Raw genomic sequence first — 16,924 nt, 5'->3', positions numbered from 1 at the left:
GCTGAGTGCCGCCCGGCTGTCGGGCGATGAACGATAATTGCTGTTGCGTGTATTGCGTATGTATGGCTGAAACGTGAATGAGGGCATGATGACAGACGACGGAAAGGCGTTCCCCATCGATTCCGGGACTTCTGCGGCTTCAGAGGCCTTGGGAATGCCGAAAACCACAGGAAACGAGATTGCCCGATCACGGCAGGCCATGGCGAAGGCATCTAGCACGTCGGGGGAGGATGCATTCCGCCAGAACAACGACAGTTTCGATGCTGATAACGACTATGCTGATGAAAACTATGCCGATGACGATCCGTGGCAGGACCCTCTTCATCCTTGGAACGGCCTGTATGACCGCGCCCAGGCGTCCCCGCAGCCGGATGACGATGTGATGGCAAAATTGCAACGCGAGGCCGATGGATCGTCGTTGTCGCCGCAGGCGTCGGCGGTGTATGCGGTTGGAATGTCACCTGTCGAGCGGCAGGAGGCGACGGCTGGCTCCTCGCAACAGTCTGTGCATTCGGAGCAAACGCAGGCGGGTGCCGCCAACGCTGCTGGTGCCGGTTCCGACTTCGGCGAGCGATCGAATCTGCGAAATAACCCGGCCGATAGCGACCGCGATAGTGACAATTACCCTGGTCATGCGGGCGAACCAGCGGTGCATGAACATGAATTCCACGCCGGCGAAGGGCGTGACCCGCACGCTTTGGCGGCACCCAAGCCCAAGCGCCAACGCAAGCCGATTGCCGCGGAACGCTGGATTGCCGGCGGCGCGGCGCTGAGCTCACTGTTGTCCCTCGCCGCGGCCTCGTGCGCGGCATTGCGTGCGGTCGCTCCCGGCAAGCTGTCTCAACTGGCGGTATTGCCCGTATCCGCTTACACCGCGATTGGCTGCGTGTTCGCGGTTCTGGCCATCATTCTCGTCGTCGCCGCCCGCGTGGCGGATTCGAAACGGCACAAGGGCGGTCATGCGGGTACTGCCGCCATCGTGCTGACCGCCTTGGCTGGCGTGTTGATCGCCAGCGCACTGGTGGTCGGCAACTTCTTCCCTGACGGCATCATTAAGGCGTCTGGACGCGATAACGCTCCCGTGAACAGTACGTCACGCATGGAATCCGGCATCGAGGAAGCAACCGAGCGGTGCTCCGACGGCTGGCAGACGATGGATGTCAGCGGTTACCCCGGCATGAGCGCGGTGGCGGTATGCAAGACCACGCGGATGGCGTTCGTCACCTTCAACAGTGCATCGGCCGCTTCGATGTACCGCAGCGCAATCACGTCGAAGATCTCGTCCACGCTGGACAGCTACTCCACCGACTCGCGCGCCCAGGGCGAATGGCGTATTCTCAGCGGCGAACGCTGGATCGCCTTCGGTCAGAAATCCGACATCGAAGCCCTGCACGACCAGTGGGGTGGCACCATCAGCACCGTGCAGTGAGCGTTGTCTCCCGAATATGCTGCCGCCAACGGATAGTCGCGGACAATTCGCGGGTATATTGGGCGATATGAGTGAATCTTCGCAGCTGGTGGGTCGTGAATCGAACGTAGTGCCGGGGCGGTTCGGCGAACCGATGCAGGTGCGTGAAGCCCAATGGTCGCGCGGAGGCGGCAACGCGCAGCCCAATCGTCCGATGCTGCTGTGCCTGCACGGCTGGGGGTCGAACGAGCAGGATCTGGCGGATATGATGCGCTACGTGGCGCCTTACAACGATTTCGTGTCGCTGCGTGCGCCGCTCGTCTTGCAGGAGGAGCGAGGGTCGATTCCGGGTGCCTACACGTGGTTCCACGATTGCGTGCCGACCGGCGAAGATCTCGACCGTGACGCCTTCGCCGCCGCCAACGCGATTGACGCGTGGGTGTCGGAGCATATCCCCGCAGAACGTGACGTGGTGCCGATCGGCTTCTCCCAAGGCGGATTGCTTGCGATTCACTTGCTGCGCGTACATCCGGAACGGTACCGTGCCTCGATTTCGCTGTCCGGTTTCCTCGCCCCAGCGCAGGTTCCGGGCACCGCTCCCGCGGATGACCGACTCGCCGACCTGCAGATCCCGACCTTCTTCGGTTACGGTCAGGCCGACACCGTGATTCCCGCGTATGAGATCCACGCGATGTCCGCCTGGCTGGAGGAGCACACCTGGCTGACGGAGAAAAGCTACCGCGGGCTTGATCACGCGGTGAGCCTGCAGGAGTTCAACGACCTGCGCCAGTGGCTGATGCTGCACAACATCACGTCCGGCATGCTGTGAACGGTGCGTGCTGGCGCGGGATCGTGGGCGCTCGGCGAACGGGCCACTGTGCCATGCGACGAGCGCCGTTGTGTGAGGATTGGCTCACACACCGGAGTCCGCATCCACCTGCATCACATACACGTTGCGACGCAGCTGCCTCAACTGGGCGCGATTAATCCGCCCGTCCTCGAACAGATCCTGGATGATGCCCAGCTCAATCGCGTAACTGTCGCGCTTCACATCCTCCACCTCGTTGATGGTCTCCGCGCTGCGCTCCATATTCGGCCGATTGCGCAGGGAAGCCTCGGCACGCTGATAATCAAGGATCAGCGCCGAACAATCCTCGGTATTGTAGGTGCCCGCATGCATCTGCTCATACAGCTTGCCGATTACCACATGAATCGCCTCAAGCTGGGTGCCGCGAACGGCAGCGTAGATTTCATCCTCGCTCATCAGCGGTGCCGTGCGCAGAATTTTGCCGTAAATCCGCCGCGCCAACAGGGATACCCGGCGTTGCAGCGCGCGGAACCGGCCGCGAATCTGCGATACCGCCTGCGAATTTCTTGACCCTGCTGTCGCATGGCGCAACGTGGTCATCAACTGGTCGAGCATGCGCTCGCAGGCTTCGATATGCAGGTCGCGCTGGTGTGTTGCCGCCGGGGTTGCGGGTTCCTCGTTTTTCAGGTCGATGATTCGCTGCTTGAGGAAGTCTTTCTCCCATTGCAACGCCTCGATTTGCAGGGCTTCGAAGCCTTGCGGGTCGGCGCTGCCGATGCGGTGCTTGAGCCGGGTGATGCGCTTGGTGTATGAGTCGATGACCGCGAGCACCGCCCGTCGGTTCTCCGGAGTGACGCGGCGGGCGAGCTCCTCCACGGTCTGGCGCAGCACTTCCACGGTGATGTCGTCCATCTCCTTGGTGCTGTGCAGGTGGGTGGGCGCGAGCAGCGGCAGCAGGAAGTTCGCCAGCAGCAGCGTCACGATGATGACGCCGGCGGCCACGAATATCAGTTCGTCGCGCATCGGGAAATCAGCGCCTGCGGCGATGGTGTACGGGATGGTGAACATCAGAGACAGGGTGATGGTGCCTTTCGGCCCGCCGAAGGTCATGATCGCGGCGGAACGCCACCGTTCCGGGGTCATCCGCCGCCGTTGCCCGGTGCGCTGGTCGCGGGCGATGCGCAACATGGCGGCCACCCACACGAACCGCATTACGACCACTACGGTGGACACCAGCACGATGATTCCCAGCAGCATGGTGTTGCTTTCTGTGGGGTCGGCCCATGTGGTGCCCAGCACGTCCGGCAGCATCATGCCCAGCATGATGAACACGGAACCGTTCAACGCGAACGACAGCACCGCCCACACGCTGGAGGACACAATGTTAGTGCGGGCGACATTCGGGCCGACCCCACTGCGGTCATAGCGTGCAATGAGTCCGGCCGCGACCACGGTCAGAATGCCGGATACGCCGATCGCTTCGGCGCCCAAATACAGCAGGAACGGCAGGAACAGTTCCATCAAGATGCGTGACGTGGTGGTTTCCCAGCCGAAGGATCGCATCAATCCGAACAGCCAGTTGGCGAACACGCCGAACATCAAGCCGAGCACAGTTCCGCCAAAGAACGAGACCGCGAACTCCCCGGCGGCCGCCCCGATGGAGAATGTGCCGGTGATTGCGGCGAGAATCGAAAACTGGAAGCCGACAATGCCGGAAGCGTCATTGAACAAGGATTCGCCTTTAAGGATCCCACGCTGCCGTTCACTCAGCGTGGCTTCATGGCTCAAGGACGCTACGGCTACCGCGTCAGTCGGACCGAGGGCCGCACCCAACGCAAAGGCGGCCGCAAGCGGTACGGCGGGCCACGCGGCATGGGTCACATAGCCTACGGCGACCATGGTGGCGATTGCCAGGCCGATGGCCAGCGACAGCGATAGTTTCAGGTTCTTCAGCAATGCTGTTTTATCGATGCTGCGTGCCTCAAGATAGAGTAGCGGAGCGATGAACAGCACCATGAACAGTTCCGGATCCAACGTAGCGTCCGGAAAGAACGGCAGTCGCGAAGCCAGCGCACCGAGCACAATCTGCACGAGCGGCGTGGACACTTTGGGAATGAACCGGCTGAGGAACGAAGACACCACAACCGCGCCGACAATGCACAGGACGAGGGTCAGTTCCGTCATGATGCCGCCTTCCTTGGACTGGTAAGCAGTGGGCATGGGCTGTGGTGCGTTGCGTTGCCGTTTGGGGTTGCCGCATGGCACGCACGAATACTTCCAGCGTACTGGGCACAGATGAATTCTGTTCGCTGCGTGCTGAGGAATAGTTGTGGACTGACTGTAGGCAGACCGTGCGCTGATTGCGTATCAACTGGAGATAGGCGGCACGCAGATTGGGCAGGTGGCTAGTGCGCGAAGCTTGCCGCTAGACTGGCTGATATGGCGGAAACGGGAAGTCATGCAACGGTAAGCGAGACGCTGGACGGGTCGATGCGGCTGGCGCTGGGTCTTGCGCGCGAGGCTGCGCGTGAGGGGGAGGTGCCGGTCGGGGCGGTGGTCATCGGCGCTGACGGCGCTGTCATTGGTCGTGGCCGCAACCTGCGCGAGCGCGGCGGCGACCCGTTGGCCCACGCCGAGGTCGAGGCAATGCGTCAAGCTGCTAAGACCTTGGGGAACTGGAATCTTGCCGATTGCACGCTGGTTGTCACCTTGGAACCGTGTCCGATGTGTGCCGGAGCGTGCCTGCAAACCCATATCGGGCGTATCGTGTTCGGTGCGTGGGATGCCAAATTGGGCGCATGCGGTTCAGTGTGGGATATCCCGCGCGATCCGCATGTCGGCTCATTCCCTGAAGTGTATGGGGGAGTATGCGAGGACGAGTGCGCACGTCTGCTTGCGGATTTCTTCAGCCTCAGGCGGTGAATTGGACCGTCTCGGCTGAGATATCACGTCATGTCACATGCGTGCACCTCAAACGCACGCATGTGACATGACGTGCGAAGTCACACCCGCACGGCCTCGAACAGCACGGCTTGCGCGGGGTGCAGGCTCGGTGGACGCAGACCGTAGGTTTCAAGCGCGACCGCAGGCAATGTCACACCGTCGGCGGTCCACCAGCCGAGTGCGGACTGACCGTTGCCGATGCCGTCGGCGTCGAGATCAAGGCTGACCGACAGCGGCTTGACCTGGTACACGGCATCCGCGTCGAGTCCGGGAAGATCGATCGGCGCCGCCGGGTAGGTCTGCGACGTGGTCAGCTGCGTGAAACGGTACACGGCGTGTGAGCGGTCGGCGCTGACGATGCCGTCCAGGCGCACTGCCGGATCCGCGGTATCCGCATGCACTGCCGTCCCGGTTTCGAACATAGCGCGATGCTCCTTGTATGCGCGCACCCATACGGCCAGTTTGTCCAGATCCTCCTGCGACTCCTTGAGCAGATTCCATTCGATGCCCATATGCCCGAAGAACGCCATATCCATACGCAGGTCTTGGCTGGTCGCACGGTGTGTCGAATGTGCAGGGCTGGCTCCCACATGCTCACCGATCATCTCGGGCGGCACCAACAATGACGTATAGCGCTGGATATCGGCGCGTTCCACGGGATCGACGCAGTCGGATGCCCAGATGCGGTCGGCGTAGCGTAGGATGCCCAGATCGACGCGACCGCCACCGGACGAGCAGCTTTCGATTTCGAGCCCGGGATGCGCGAGTTTCAGATCACGGAAAATCCGGTATACGGCAAGCGTCTGCTCATGCACCGCCGGTTTGCCGGTACGCGGCGACACCGCTTCGGTAACGAGCTTGTTGTGGTCCCACTTGATGTAGTCGATGCCCAGTTCGCCGACCAGATGATTCATCGCACCGAACACGTAGTCATACGCATCCGGATTGGTCAGATCGACGACTTGCTGGGAGCGGCCCTGCATCGGCAGGCGACCGGGGGTGGGGCGCAGAACCCAGTCCGGGTGGTTGCGGAACATGTCGGAATCCGGGTTGACCATCTCCGGCTCGAACCACAGGCCGAACTCCATGCCCTTGCTGTGCACGTAGTCGGCCAACGCCTTGAGGCTTTTTGCGCCGTCGGGCCACACGTCCTGTGAGACCTGCCAGTCGCCGAGGCCGGCGGTGTCATCGCGCCGGGCGCCGAACCAGCCGTCATCCACGACGAACCGCTCCACACCGCTGTCCACGGCCTTGTCCGCGAGTCGGACAAGCGTGTCATAATCATGCTGGAAATAGACGGCCTCCCACGTGTTGAGGATGACCGGACGCGGCTTATTGGCGAGATTCGGGTGCTGCGCACGCACGAACTCGTGGAAGCGGTGGGCGACCTCGTTCAGCCCAGTGCCGAACGCGCCATACACCCACGGTGTGGTGTACTGGCCGCCATGCTCCAGTGTGATTTCGCCGCCGAACAGCTTCTCGCCGCCGCCAATCACACCCTGCGTGTAGGGCAGACGTTCCGCGGACAGCACGCTATTGCCGCTCCAACCCACATGCACGGAATACACGTCGCCGTGCTCGAAGCCGAATCCGGGGGCGCCGGCGGTCAGAAGCAGGGATGCGTCGAAATCAGGGCGCCCGGCCATCGAAAGCTTTTCGAAGCGGCCGACGGTGAGCGGCTGGCGCTGCGGTGAGCGCTCACGCAGATGGTGGCCGGTGGTGGTGAGGATTTCCACCGCCTGTTGAGGCATCGGATACCCGAGTTCAACACCGTTGACGTCCAAGATGCCGTCCCCGAGATTGGTGATGGTGGCAGATTGGCGGATTAGGCCGGAATCGGTCAGTTCGCAGGTCCACTGCAGAGCGACCTGCTGGTCGGCGTCCTGTGCGTCGACGCTGATGATGGAGGCACCCTCGTTGTCTCCTGCGGCAGGGCTGATAGCGGTGACGGCGAAGTTGCAGAACAGTTCGCGCCCGTCACGGCGGATATCGATGCGTTGCGCGCCGATCCACGATTCAGACTGCGTGGGCAGAATGCTCGGCCATGCGGTGTTGTCCAATGCGCCGGACACGCGTTGCGGTTTGAGTGCGTCATACAGGTGCACGAGGGTTTCCGGGTGCGTCAGTGGGCGCCCCCAATGGACGAACCGGGGGAGGGCCTTGCCTGGGAAAATCAGTGCGAACGCCACGTTGGCAGCGGCGTTCTCCGTGTACACCGCAGTCAGGTCAGTGCCGTCGTTCGCTGTTCCGGGGATGATGGTGATGCGCGTCATTGCACTCCTTTGGTCGTAGGGTCTGTCGTTGTCCTTCGCTGTGCCGGAGCCGGCGCGTGTATGCTGGCCGCGCCGCTCCTGCATTGTTGGTTGTATGGTATGTGCTCGCGTTTTCCTTGTCTCAGGACGCGTGTCGTGTGCATTGCGCAAGAAAAACAGGATTTTCGCGAACGCTGAAGAAACGCTAACGATGAAGAAATGCAGGTGTCAGGAGACTGACATGGAACGAGGACGTTGCGCGGCTGTCGGGCGCGCTACAGTTAGTGCCGACTGCGGCGCATTCATGCGCACGGAAAAGCAGGAAGCAGGAAAGGACACCCATGGCGTATTCCAGCACACAGGATCATGATGCACTCGGGGGCAGTCTTGTTCGTCGTGTGGTGGTGCTGGCGATGGTGGGTGTGCTGTCGGGCCTGATGTCCGGCCTATTCGGCATCGGCGGCGGCACGATTATCGTACCGGCGTTGGTCTGGCTTGGCCTGACACAGCGGCATGCGGTCGCCACCTCGCTCGCCGCAATCATTCCGACCGCCATCGCCGGCGTGATTTCGTACGCGCAATCCGGACATGTGGACTGGATCGCCGCGCTGCTGCTCGCCTGCGGCACAATCGTCGGATCGCAGCTTGGCAGCTGGCTGCTGTCACGATTGCCAGAAATGGTGTTGCGCTGGGCGTTCGCCACGTTCCTGGTCTTTGTGATTGTCTCGCAGATTGTCGGGACGCCGTCGCGTGACAGCACGATTCACATGACATTTCTGACCGGTGTTCTGCTGATGCTGCTCGGCGTGTTCGTGGGCACATTGTCTGGCCTGCTTGGCATCGGTGGCGGGGCGATTGTCGTACCGGCCTTGTCACTGGCGTTCGGCGCGAGCGACCTGGTGGCCCGCGGCTCGTCACTGCTCATGATGATTCCGAATGCCATCGCAGGCAGCGTCGCGAATGTCCGGCGCGGCCTGGTCAACCTGCGTGACGGCCTGATCATCGGCGTGGTCGCGGCATGCCTGACGCCCGCCGGCACGTGGATCGCCGGCTCGATCAGCGCTCGTATGGGAGCCAATCTGTTCGCCATCTATCTGTGCGTGATTTGCGTGCGTTCCGTCTGGGCCGCCGTGAACGTGACCCCCGCCTTGGCAAAGCGCCTCCCGCGCCGCGAATCCTGGCGTTGATAGCGGTGCCACAGACGACGTTTGCCATCCACGCTTACCGTCCGGCCCGCTCCACCAGCCTCGCCAGCTGCACCCGGTTCATGCTCAGGCGTTCGCTGGCGCTGGACAAATGCGCTTTTACTGTGCGTTCGGATATGAACATCCGTTCGGCGATTTCCTGATTGCTCATGCCTTGCGCGGCCAGGATTACGGTTTCCCGCTCCCGCTCGGGCAAGCTGTCGAGCATGCGGATCCGGCCGTGGCGGCGCTATGTGTGAGAATGCGCTCACGCGCCGGCCGGTTGGGTGTTCCGATTTCCTGATTTGGCAGCTCCTGACGCCCGCTGTGTGAGGATTGACTCACACAGTGGGCGCCTGCGCGTTCCGGGCTACGGTTTCGGAGGCTGTCGGTCGCAGCCGTGTGAGGATTCGCTCACAAACTGACGGGCGGAACATGCAGTTCAGTCGTTCCGCACGCCCGACAGCCTGCTGTGTGAGCCAATCCTTGCACGCCGGCCTGCAAACGACGGCTCACGCTGACTCCAATCCCATGGCCACCCTGCCTCACCCGATATACCGCGCGATCGCCCGTGCGGCCGCGGCTTTCGCCCAGCTTTCCCAAGAGAAGTCGAGAATTTCGAAGTCGACGGTCGCCGCCTGGCTGGGGCGATACCAGTTGATGCCGCTGCGAATCGATTCTTGGTTCATTTTCGCGAGGAATGATGATTCCCCGCTGATCAGCACTTTCGACGGCATGGCGAAGTTCGCGACCGTGGATACCAGCACGCCGAGCCGGAAGCACAGGCGGTTGAGTAGCTGCCGTGCCTGCGCGGTCCCTTCCTGTGCGTCGGCGGCGAATTGGTCGAAGGTGACCATATGTCCCACCATGCCTGAATACTCTTCGGCCAGCGAATCATTGGTCAGGCATTGCGAGCAGCCGGTGTGACCCGCGTAACAGCGTGGCCCTTCGGGGTCCACGAGGATATGCCCGGCCAGCCCATAGCTTTTATCAGGGTAGTCCACAGGCATGCCGTCCTCGGCGAGCGAGTACCCGACGCCCGCACCTATCGTGACCACAGCGAACCGTCGCACGCCGATGCCGGCGCCGAACCAGCTTTCATACAGCAACAGCGAATCGAGGTCGTTAAACACCGCTGTGGGCAGCCCGCCCGCCTGCTCAATCGCCCCAGCGGCATCGACCCGCCCGTCCCAATGCAGGAAGGGAGCGTACGTCACATACCGGTCGTCTTCCGCATGCCCGCCGAAGCTCAGCCCTACGGCAACCGGGCTTGGCGTGACGTCTGAACGGTATTTGCGGATCGCCGTGCCGATGGTCGCGGCGACATCCTGCGGCTTGGTGGATTCAAGCGTCACCGTGCGGCATGGACCGACCGGCCGGCACAGCGCGTTCACAGCCACAATACTCACCTCGGAGCCGTGGATATTGATGCCGAGGAAAGTGCGCTCGCCGGCGCGCAACCGCAGATTGGTCTGCGGGCGGCCACGTTTTTCGCGTGATTCTTTCGGTATGAAGCCTTGCGGGAGTCTGCCTTGTTCTGTGGTGTCACCGGGAAGTTCCTCGATGACACCTTCGTAGATCAGGTCGCTGGTGATGCGCGACAACGCCCCTTGTGACAGTCCGAGAAGTTGAGCCAGGGTCGTGCGCGCGATGGGCCCGTATTGTGTGATGGCGCGGGTCACCCGGTGGGTTTGCGGGGAGCCGGTGAACCATTGGGCGTCCGTTGTCTGCCCGTTGTCATCGTCTGATTCCGCGGATTTCCACGCATCTGTCGCATATGCTGTCATCGCCGCTCCTTGCTGATGTGCCGTCGCCGGCGTGCGAGGATACAACCCTGTTCTCATTGCCTCGCATCTGGTATCTTGTATTTTCTTTCTCAATACATAAAAATACCGTGTTTTTCTTTCCTTATGCAAGAGGCGCGCGGGACTGGGAATGAAATCCATGTCCACGTATGATTAGAACCACAAACAAAGCCGCGGCGAGGACGCTGCGGCACGGAAGAGGCAAAGGAGTCTTCATGAAGACGGATTCCCATTCAGGACGCGGAACGCTCAGGTCGGTACTTCGCCGTGCACTCACCGTGGCATGCGTTGCGGTGATGGGGCTCGGTGCCGCCGGGTGTGGAGCGTCGAACGCGCAGACGGTGACGTTGGATTTCTTCCAGTTCAAGTCCGAGGCCGCTGACCAGTTCAAGAAGATGGTTCAGGAGTTCGAGAAGGAGAATCCGAACATCCGCATCAACATCAATAATTCCGCGAACGCGCAGACTGATTTGCGCACCCGGTTCGTAAAGAACCGCGTTCCGGATGTCATCACGTTTAACGGCGATATCAGCTTCGGCATGTTCGCTGCCTCCGGCGTGTTCCATGATTTCACTGACGATCCGATTGTTGACGAACTCAACCCTGGCATGGTCCAGATCGCCAAGAACTTGGTACAGACCACCGACCCGGCGAAGAAGCGCCTCTATGGCCTGCCGTTCTCCGGCAACGCATCCGGCTACATCTACAACAAGACGCTGTGGCGTAAGGCCGGTGTTGATCCGAACAATCCGCCCAAGACCTGGAACGAATTTATTGCCATGCTGAAGAAATTCAAGGCTGCGGGTATCAACCCGGTGCAAGCCAGTGTCGCGGACGGGTGGACCACCCAGGCGCCGCTCGCCTCGCTCGCCGGTACGCTCGTCCCGGAATCCGAGTACACGAAACTGAAGGAAGGCAAGACCGACTTCAAGACGATCTGGACCGAAACCGCGAAGAAGGAAGTCGAAATGTACTCCTATTCGACGTCCGACAAGGGCGTCACCTATCAGGAGGCCACCCAGAACTTCGCGAAGGGCACAGCGGCGATCATCCCGCTCGGCACGTATGCGATCCCGCAGATCACGATGATCAACCCCGATATCGACCTCGGGTTTGCGCAGATGCCGGCCAGCAACAACGTCAAGGAGCAGAAGCTCACCGCAGGCGATGACGTTATGCTCACAATGGGCGCCAACACCAAGCACCCGAAGGAAGCCATGAAGTTCATCAAGTTCCTGATGAGCAAGAAGCAGCTGAACGCCTACGCGAAGGCCCAGTCCGCTATTTCCCCGCTCAAGGACACCTACTTCGGCAACAAGGCGCTGGAAGGCATCCGCCCGTTCTTCGAAAGCAACGACGTGGTCGACTTCTGCGACCACTACATCCCGTCGTCCATCAACATCGGCGGCTACCTGCAGACCATGGTGATCAGCGGCAACGTCCCCCGCTTCATCAACTCGATGCAGAAGGAATGGGACAAGGTTCAAGCTCGCACGGTCGAGTAAGTCGAGTAATCGGACACGGAGAAAGGAAATAGCATGTCTGCAACAGTCGTATCGTCGAAGCAGCCGACGGCGTCGGACAAGCCGGCAAAGAGGCGCAAGACCGCGTTCTCCAAGCGCAAGGTCGACCGCGCCTACTACTGGATGACCGTCCCCGCGGCGATTATCTTCGCGGTGTTCCTGTATGTCCCGTTCATTCGTGGCATCGGCTACTCGTTCACGAACTCACAAGGCTACGGCAACTTCAAATGGGTCGGCCTGCGCAACTACCAGGCGTTGTTCAGCGATGACCGCGTCGGCCACGCCTACCTGTTCACCTTCTTCATCGCCATCATCATTACAGTGCTGATCAACCTGATCTCGATGTTCCTGGCGGTGCTGCTGAACAGCAAGATCGCGTTCAAGAACGGATTCCGCGCGATCTTCTTCATCCCGTACATCTTGGGCACGCTGGTCATCGGCTACGTGTTCAAGTACATCTTCATGACGCCGCTTCCCGCGCTCGGCAAGGCGCTGGGTATCGGCTGGCTGTCCGAATCGATGCTGACCAGCGAGCAGTACGCATGGGTTCCAGTGGTGTTCCTCGCCGTGTGGCAGGGCGTCGCTTACTCCACGCTGCTGTACATCGCCGGCTTGCAGACCATTGATGACGAAATCTACGAGGCCGCTTCAATCGACGGTGTGAACGCGTGGCAAAAGTTCTGGAAGATTACCTTCCCGCTGATCGGACCGTTCGTGACCATCAATCTCGTGCTGTCGCTCAAGAACGCGTTGGGCACCTTCGACCAGGTGGTCGCGTTGACGGAAGGCGGCCCGAATTCCTCCACCGAAACCGTGACCTACCTCATCTGGAAGGGTGGCCTGACCGGCGGTGAATACGCCTATCAGACAGCCAATGCGGTGATCTTCTTCATCGTCCTCGCGATTGTCGCGTTCATCCAGCTCGGATTCTCGAGAAGCAAGGAGCAGATCTGACAGCCGTGCGCTGAAGCCCGACTGACAGAGGGGAAAGGAACATCATGAAAGACAAGACATTCCACAAGGATCATCGGATTAATTGGTGGCTGACCGCACTGACCGTGGTGCTGTCGCTGACCGTGCTGGTCCCGCTGTATTTCACCATCGTCACGGCGTTGAAGACACCGGCCGAGGCGGGTACCTTCAGCCTGCCGACGTCCTGGCAGTGGCATAATTTCGCGGATGCTTCGGCGAAGGTCGATTATCCGCGGGCAGCGCTGAATTCCGCGATCATCACGGTGGCCGCGGTGGTGCTCACGCTGCTGACGAACACCTTCGTGGCGTACGCCGTCGCCCGCAACATGGACAAGCGCTTCTTCCGCTTCCTGTACTACTTCTTCATCGCCGCGATGTTCGTGCCGTTCCCGGTGGTGATGCTGCCGATCGCCAAGCAGATGGGCGCCTGGCATCTGGACAACCAGTTCGGTCTGATTCTGCTGTACATGACGCTCGGCCTGGGCACGAACCTGTTCATTGCGACCGGTTTCATCCGCTCGATTCCGCCGTCGCTTGAAGAGGCGGCGCGTGTGGACGGCGCGAGCACGTGGAAGATCTTCTGGAAGATCATCTTCCCGCTGATGAGCCCGATCAACGCGACGATCGGCATCCTGACCGCGCTGTGGGCTTGGAACGACTTCCTGCTGCCGCTGATTGTGCTGACGGACCAGTCCAACCAGACGATTCCGCTCGCCCAGTACGTGTTCAGCTCGCAGTTCGCGACCAACTACCCGATGGCGTTCTCCAGCTACCTGATGGCGATGGCCCCGATTCTGATCGTCTACATCTTCGCCCAGCGCTGGGTTGTCAGCGGCGTGATGAGGGGCGCGGTGAAGTAACGGAAAGCCCAAGGGGGGTAAGGGAAGCCTGCCGCCTTCCTACTCTCCCCATCCACTTCCATCCATCTGTTCTCTCCCGCCGAGGGGCCTGTGATGCACATTCACAGGCCCCTCGGTCTGTTTTCTGACGTTGTGCGGTCGTCCAGTCTCATGGCAGACCGTTACTGGCTGTCGTCTCTGCGTCCGCCCCCGCTATCTGTCTGTTGTGTGACTGTTTGGTCGCATGGTGGGCGGTTGTCGCTGGTTTCCCGTGGCTGGTTCCCCGGCATCTTCCCACCGTGCGACCACCAAGTCGCACGCCAGCCAGTTTCCGCTCGCCGTGCGCATGTTCGCCCTCGCTATCTTCCCGCCGTGCAATCGCACAGTTGCACAGCACCGGATTATCTCTTGCCTGGTGCCCGTCGTATCGGCTATTTGTCGTCTTGTGTGATTGCAGCGGTGGTGCTGCCGGGCTCGAGTGTGGTCTGCACGATAATGCGCTTTTCTGGTAGGGGTTCTTGATTGATAAGCGCGAGTGTTGTTTGTGCCGTCATCCGTCCGATTTCGCGGGCGGGCTGTGCCATGGTGGTTATTCCGAAGCCTGTCGCCACGTCGGATCCATCGTGGCCTGCGACTGAAATGTCTTCTGGAACCCGTATGCCGCTTCGTTGGAGTTCATGGATGACGGCCAGGGCGCAATAATCCGACCAGGCGCATATTGCGGTCGGCTTGTCGGGCAGCGAAAGCATGGTGGCTATGGCTTTCTGGACGGACCGGGGATCGTCCAGACTGATGTGATACATGCCGCAGTTTTGCAAGCCCATGAGCTTTATGGTGTCAAGATATGCGCCCACGCGCTCGTCATGCCCCCATTGTTTGCCGGTGAGGGGGTCTTGCCGGCCGATGTAGCAGAATCGTCTGTGTCCGAGCGCCGCAAGGTAACGGATAAGCGTTGCTTCGGAAGCGCTGTCGTCGATGGATATCGAGCCTTGGCAGCACGTCACATCGCGTGAGTTGACTGAAATGATAGGCATCCCAAGACGTCGAAGTATGTTCTCTTCTTGCTCGGTGGCGGGGAATCCGGTGATGACGAGGGCGTCTGCGTTGCGCTTTGCGGGCAGATTGGTGAAGAATGTCTCTCGCTCTTCGGTGCTGCCTGCCCGGTAGATGATGGTGTCATATTGCTTGGGTCCTAGTATGTCGAGCATGCCGTCGAGCAGTTCCCCGATGAACCATCCGGCGATCCGGTCTCTGGCGAGGAGCGCGATGCGGTTGGTTTGGCCGCTTGCTAGTGATGATGCGGTTTTGGAGATGGTGTAGTTCAATTCTTGCGCAACGCGAAGTACTTTTTCCCGAGTTGCGGCTGCTACGTGGTCTTTGCCACGTAAGGCACGAGATACCGTGAATGTCGAGACGCCTGCGGCTTTCGCCACATCTTCAATGGTTGTATGTCCCATGGTCGTTACTGATGTCTCCTGTGATCTAAGTACGCTGTATTTAATCCTAGTATACTAAGCGTTTATGCAATAACCACATGCTAGATGCATGGCTTATCAAGCCGAAAATCAGAAATCGGACATGTCGACATTGACAATTTATCAGCAATGCGATAATCTCATGCTAAGCGCTTAGCAACAGCGCTCACAACAAAGAAGTGTTCATCAAACATTGTGAGAAAGGAATCTCCGATGGGTATTGCACAATCGATGAAAGTGGCGGTTGCAGGCATCGTCGCCGCGGCCAGCCTGCTCTCCGTATCCGCTTGCGGCCCGGGATCGTCCAAGAGTGCGTCAACGAAATCCGAACCGGTCAGCACCAGCATCGGTTCTGAGAAAATCGAACTGAGGCTATGGGACGGCGCTGGTCTGAAAACCTTCGATGACCAACTGATTGCAGCGTTCCAGAAGAAATATCCGAATGTGACCATCAAAACTACGTATGATCCCGATAACACCTCCCAGCAAAACGGCCCTCGCGTCATCTCCGCCGCCGATACGCCGGACGTCGCGCGCATCACTGATGTGAACTCCGCGGTTCGCGGCAAGCACGTTGTCAACCTGGATGAATACGCCAAGGCCTATGGGTGGGATCTTCCTGATTCGCAAACCGAAGTGTACCGCGCGAACTCCAGCGGGAAAATCGGCTCGGGCAGCCTGTACGCCATTCCTGACGGCATCTCGATGACCGGAATGTACTGGAACAAGAAGGTCGCGAAGAAACTTGGCATCACCTCCGCCCCCACTACCGTGGACGAATTGGAAGCGGACATGAAGAAGGCTTCCGATGGGGGAGTCCTCGCGATGATGATGCCTGCTAAGGAAGGCGGCACGTCGTACATCTATCAAGCACTGCTGACGGATTATGAGGGTCGCGATGCGGTGCAGAACTGGATTGTCCAGAAGTCCGGGGCAACGTTCTCGACGGATGGCGCGCTGAAGGCAGCCAAGAAGATCAAGAGCTGGCAGGATGCCGGCTACTTCTCGAAGGATGCGCTGGCGCTCGATGGCTCTACTGCGGTGAGCCGTTTCTGCGCAGGGGATGCGCTGTTCTTCCCGTCTGGAAGCTGGTACTCCGCCACTATCAATAAAGCTCTCGGTTCCGACGCCGGATGGTTCGCCTTCCCAGGCACCAAGGCCGACGCCCAGTCCGCTGCCGCAAACGCAGTCACCGCATTTGGTATCCCCGCCAATGCCAAGCACAAGAACGCTGCCGCGGCATTCCTGAACTTCCTCCAGTCGGATGAAGCCCGGCAGATCGCAGTCGACAATGGATATCCGCCAATCGGCGAAGGAAAGACCCCGAAGACGGACAACCAGCTGCTTGGTGAGATCCTCACGTCGTATGCGGCGCTGGTGAAGACGGGCAACACCACTGACTACATCAACAATGCCACCGCCGGCATGCAGGCCAGTGCGCTGGTTCCTGGATTCCAGTCCCTGCTTGACGGATCGATGACTCCGCAGCAGTTCGTCGATTCCATCCAGGCACAGTATGAGAAAGAGATCGCCGACTAGTCGGGGCCTGCCGCATTTGTGACAACCTGTGCCGGGCGGAGTGTCGTTCCCCTTGCACTCTGCCCGGCATTTCAATTCTGATACATCGATTTTGGACGTGATGGGAATGAAGAATCAACACAACGGTACGACGGCGGCTCGCACGAGTGCTGTCGGCACCGGGAAGAAAAAGCGTT

At 60.3% G+C, this 16,924-nt stretch carries 12 protein-coding genes and 1 pseudogene; 8 read left to right on the top strand and 5 right to left on the bottom strand.

All coding sequences use genetic code 11. The features are described from left to right. Positions 1 to 88 precede the first annotated feature (88 nt). Positions 89 to 1,429, top strand: coding sequence for a hypothetical protein (locus tag ACZ41G_RS08075; protein ID WP_464145240.1), 1,341 nt, complete (start codon positions 89 to 91; stop codon positions 1,427 to 1,429). 67 nt (positions 1,430 to 1,496) lie between these two features. Further along, the gene (locus tag ACZ41G_RS08070; RefSeq protein WP_412174345.1) at positions 1,497 to 2,237 is read left to right on the top strand and encodes an alpha/beta hydrolase; all 741 of its coding nucleotides are present in this window, start codon (positions 1,497 to 1,499) and stop codon (positions 2,235 to 2,237) included. Between the two features lie 84 nt (positions 2,238 to 2,321). Here ACZ41G_RS08070 and ACZ41G_RS08065 read toward each other — a convergent pair whose 3' ends face one another. Beyond that, complete coding sequence (locus ACZ41G_RS08065) at positions 2,322 to 4,400, bottom strand: cation:proton antiporter (RefSeq protein ID WP_464145237.1); 2,079 nt, start codon at positions 4,398 to 4,400, stop codon at positions 2,322 to 2,324. 255 nt (positions 4,401 to 4,655) lie between these two features. Here ACZ41G_RS08065 and ACZ41G_RS08060 point away from each other — a divergent pair, with 255 nt between their 5' ends. Then, entirely contained in the window at positions 4,656 to 5,138 is a 483-nt protein-coding gene (locus ACZ41G_RS08060) for a nucleoside deaminase (RefSeq protein ID WP_441482266.1), read from the top strand. Between the two features lie 80 nt (positions 5,139 to 5,218). Here the strand turns inward: ACZ41G_RS08060 and ACZ41G_RS08055 are convergent, their stop codons facing one another. Next, positions 5,219 to 7,432 (bottom strand): alpha-galactosidase, encoded by a 2,214-nt coding sequence (locus ACZ41G_RS08055; RefSeq protein WP_464145234.1) that lies wholly within the window; start codon positions 7,430 to 7,432, stop codon positions 5,219 to 5,221. Between the two features lie 320 nt (positions 7,433 to 7,752). Here ACZ41G_RS08055 and ACZ41G_RS08050 point away from each other — a divergent pair, with 320 nt between their 5' ends. Beyond that, the gene (locus tag ACZ41G_RS08050; protein WP_101451553.1) at positions 7,753 to 8,598 is read left to right on the top strand and encodes a sulfite exporter TauE/SafE family protein; all 846 of its coding nucleotides are present in this window, start codon (positions 7,753 to 7,755) and stop codon (positions 8,596 to 8,598) included. 34 nt (positions 8,599 to 8,632) lie between these two features. Here ACZ41G_RS08050 and ACZ41G_RS08045 read toward each other — a convergent pair. Together ACZ41G_RS08045 and ACZ41G_RS08040 are read right to left on the bottom strand one after the other, a co-directional pair. After that, a pseudogene (locus ACZ41G_RS08045) lies at positions 8,633 to 8,821 on the bottom strand (response regulator transcription factor); the annotation flags it as partial. 319 nt (positions 8,822 to 9,140) lie between these two features. After that, positions 9,141 to 10,382, bottom strand: coding sequence for an ROK family transcriptional regulator (locus ACZ41G_RS08040; RefSeq protein WP_464145231.1), 1,242 nt, complete (start codon positions 10,380 to 10,382; stop codon positions 9,141 to 9,143). Positions 10,383 to 10,615: 233 nt separating this feature from the next. Here ACZ41G_RS08040 and ACZ41G_RS08035 point away from each other — a divergent pair, with 233 nt between their 5' ends. From ACZ41G_RS08035 to ACZ41G_RS08025, 3 genes are read left to right on the top strand one after another with little or no spacing between them, the layout of a single operon-like run. Continuing rightward, the gene (locus tag ACZ41G_RS08035; RefSeq protein ID WP_321046674.1) at positions 10,616 to 11,905 is read left to right on the top strand and encodes an ABC transporter substrate-binding protein; all 1,290 of its coding nucleotides are present in this window, start codon (positions 10,616 to 10,618) and stop codon (positions 11,903 to 11,905) included. A 33-nt stretch (positions 11,906 to 11,938) separates the two neighbouring features. After that, on the top strand, positions 11,939 to 12,877 hold the full coding sequence (locus tag ACZ41G_RS08030) for a carbohydrate ABC transporter permease (protein ID WP_464145228.1): 939 nt from the start codon (positions 11,939 to 11,941) through the stop codon (positions 12,875 to 12,877). Positions 12,878 to 12,921: 44 nt separating this feature from the next. After that, positions 12,922 to 13,755, top strand: a complete 834-nt coding sequence (locus ACZ41G_RS08025; protein WP_464145226.1) for a carbohydrate ABC transporter permease — start codon at positions 12,922 to 12,924, stop codon at positions 13,753 to 13,755. 410 nt (positions 13,756 to 14,165) lie between these two features. On the opposite strand, the gene ACZ41G_RS08020 is transcribed toward ACZ41G_RS08025, so the two are convergent. Further along, a complete protein-coding gene (locus tag ACZ41G_RS08020; RefSeq protein WP_464145224.1) occupies positions 14,166 to 15,167 on the bottom strand; it encodes a LacI family DNA-binding transcriptional regulator in 1,002 nt (333 codons plus the stop codon). Positions 15,168 to 15,422: 255 nt separating this feature from the next. On the opposite strand from ACZ41G_RS08020, the gene ACZ41G_RS08015 reads away from it, so the two are divergent. Then, positions 15,423 to 16,748 (top strand): ABC transporter substrate-binding protein, encoded by a 1,326-nt coding sequence (locus ACZ41G_RS08015; RefSeq protein ID WP_464145222.1) that lies wholly within the window; start codon positions 15,423 to 15,425, stop codon positions 16,746 to 16,748. The last annotated feature ends 176 nt before the right edge of the window (positions 16,749 to 16,924 follow it).

Source organism: Bifidobacterium porcinum (assembly GCF_055378475.1).
Note: the sequence above shows the minus strand (reverse complement) of the source record. Positions and strands in the feature narration are given on the sequence as shown.